General features: G+C 69.1%; 2 protein-coding genes and 1 pseudogene. 2 read left to right on the top strand and 1 reads right to left on the bottom strand.

Going from position 1 to position 2,045, the window contains the following annotated elements:
* Positions 1 to 636 (top strand): annotated as a pseudogene (locus ACZ4AA_RS38400) (NF041680 family putative transposase); the annotation flags it as partial.
* Positions 637 to 826: 190 nt separating this feature from the next.
* Entirely contained in the window at positions 827 to 1,651 is an 825-nt protein-coding gene (locus ACZ4AA_RS38395; protein ID WP_467613356.1) for an MBL fold metallo-hydrolase, read from the top strand.
* Between the two features lie 29 nt (positions 1,652 to 1,680).
* Here ACZ4AA_RS38395 and ACZ4AA_RS38390 read toward each other — a convergent pair whose 3' ends face one another.
* Complete coding sequence (locus ACZ4AA_RS38390; protein ID WP_467613354.1) at positions 1,681 to 1,818, bottom strand: hypothetical protein; 138 nt, start codon at positions 1,816 to 1,818, stop codon at positions 1,681 to 1,683.
* Positions 1,819 to 2,045: the final 227 nt, after the last annotated feature.

Genomic DNA, 2,045 nt, shown 5'->3' with positions numbered 1-2,045 from the left:
ACCATCAACTACGGCAAGGCAGAGGCCCAGGCCTGGGATCGGGTCCACCCACGGCTGACTCACCGTTCGGCCTGGCTGGAGCACGACGGTGAACTCCCCGTCGTTGAGGGCACCCTGGTCCGCCTCAAGGTCGAGCACCTCTCCAAGGACCGTCAGGCTCCGCCGGTGTGGTTGTGGTCCTCGAAGACCGGCGCCGTCCCGCAGGACGTGGACCTCTGGTGGCAGGTGTTCCTCAGACGATTCGATCTGGAGCACACCTTCAGGTTCGGAAAGCAGACACTGGGCTGGACCACCCCGAAGATCCGTACGCCCCAAGCCGCAGACCGCTGGACCTGGCTCCTGGTCGTCGCCCACACCCAGCTCCGCCTCGTCCGGCCTCTCGCCGTCGAACTCCGCCGGCCCTGGGAAAAACCGGCCAAGCCCGAACACCTCACCCCAGCCCGGGTCCGCCGGGGGTTCAGGAACATCCGCACACACCTGCACTGCCCCGCCCATGTTCCTCAACCAACCGGAACCGGACCCGGACGCCCTCCCGGCTCGAAGAACCGGCGGCCCGCAACCCGCTACGACGTCGGCAAGACCGCCAAACGCCCCGAGACTCTCAAGGCCATCGGCAAACCGGGAAGATCTTGGTAGATAAAGAACAAGCTCAGGCGATCCGCACCCAGGTCGCAGGCCAATCGGTAGGCGGTGGCCCATGTCCGTTCGTGCTGCGGTTGTCGAGGTCTGCCAGGCCATTGGACAGTGGAAGGCAGTCGTGCGGCAGACATCCGCAACGACCGCGAGGTCGCTATGGGCCCGTCGCCGCGGAGAGGAACCGAGCGGCATGGCATCCACACTGAGCGTGAACGTGTTCACAGCCCCGGAGAAGGCGCTGGCAGCCGACCGGTCCCGGCCCTTCGGCCCGCCGCCGGCCTGGGACCCGATGACCTCCACCCTGGTCTTCGGAGAGCACGACGCCGTCCTGGTCGACACCCTCACCACGGCCGCCGAGGCCGAGGCCCTGGCGGCCTGGGTACAGCTGCACCACCGCAACCTGACCACGATCTACATCACCCACGGTCACCTGGACCACTTCGCCGGCCTCAGCCTGCTGCTGCACCACTTCCCCGACGCCCGCGCCATCGCCACCGCGAAGACGGTCGAATACGCGCGTAAGCAGACCGAGCGGCTGCCGTTCTACCGCGACCTGTGGCCCGGCCGCCTCCCGGCCACCATCACGCTGCCCGAACCCTGGACCGAGGAGACTTTCACACTGGAGGGCCACGAGCTGCGGATCATCGAGCAGGGGCAGACCGACGCCGTCGACTCCACCTCCCTGCACGTGCCCGACCTGGACCTCGTCGTCAGCGGAGACGTCGTCTACAACCAGTGCCACCTGTTCGTCGCCGCCACGACGCCCGACAGCCGCGCGAACTGGATCGCCGCGCTGGACCGCCTCGCCGCCCTCGACCCGAAAACCGTGGTCGCCGGCCACAAGAAGCCGGGCGCCCCCGACACGCCCGACATCATCCCGCAGACCAGGCAGTACCTCACCGACTTCGGCCGCCTCCAGCAGGAGACCAGCAGCGACCAAGAGCTCTATGACGCCATGACCGACCGGTATCCCGACTGGGTCAGCCACCAGGCGTGGCTGATGTTCGGCTTCTAGCAGGCCAAGAGCTTTTGGCAGGCCAAGAGTCAGCCGTCAGCGGGGAAGTCCGCGACGGCCCTGCCGAGGTCGCGTTCGAGCTCACCAGGACTCTGCAAGCCCCGCCCGGCGAGGTGGTCCAGGCGCTCACGGCTTTCGGGTCGGGCGATCAGGCTCTGGAATGTCACGGCGTCGGAGCGGACCTGGGCGGCCGATGCCAGCGTGAGGGCGTGGCCAACTCCCCGTACCGTCGGCTCACGCCGCAGCGCTCCACACGGCAGCGGAACAGTGCCGGCGGGGGGGGGCCCCCCCCGGGGGGGGGAGGCCCCGGCGGGCGTTGGGGGGGGGGCTGGGTGGGGGGGGCGGAGGGACGTGAACCCGTGACGAGGGGGGGGGGGGGGGAGAGGGCGGACGA

It is taken from the genome of Streptomyces sp. NPDC024698, from assembly GCF_055559015.1.
The sequence above is the reverse complement of the archived record's forward strand: the minus strand, read 5'-3'. Positions and strand labels throughout refer to the sequence as shown.

Bases quoted from the DNA above. Each gene is read 5' to 3' on its own strand.
- ACZ4AA_RS38395 (WP_467613356.1), top strand. From the start codon at position 827: ATGGCATCCACACTGAGCGTGAACGTGTTCACAGCCCCGGAGAAGGCG.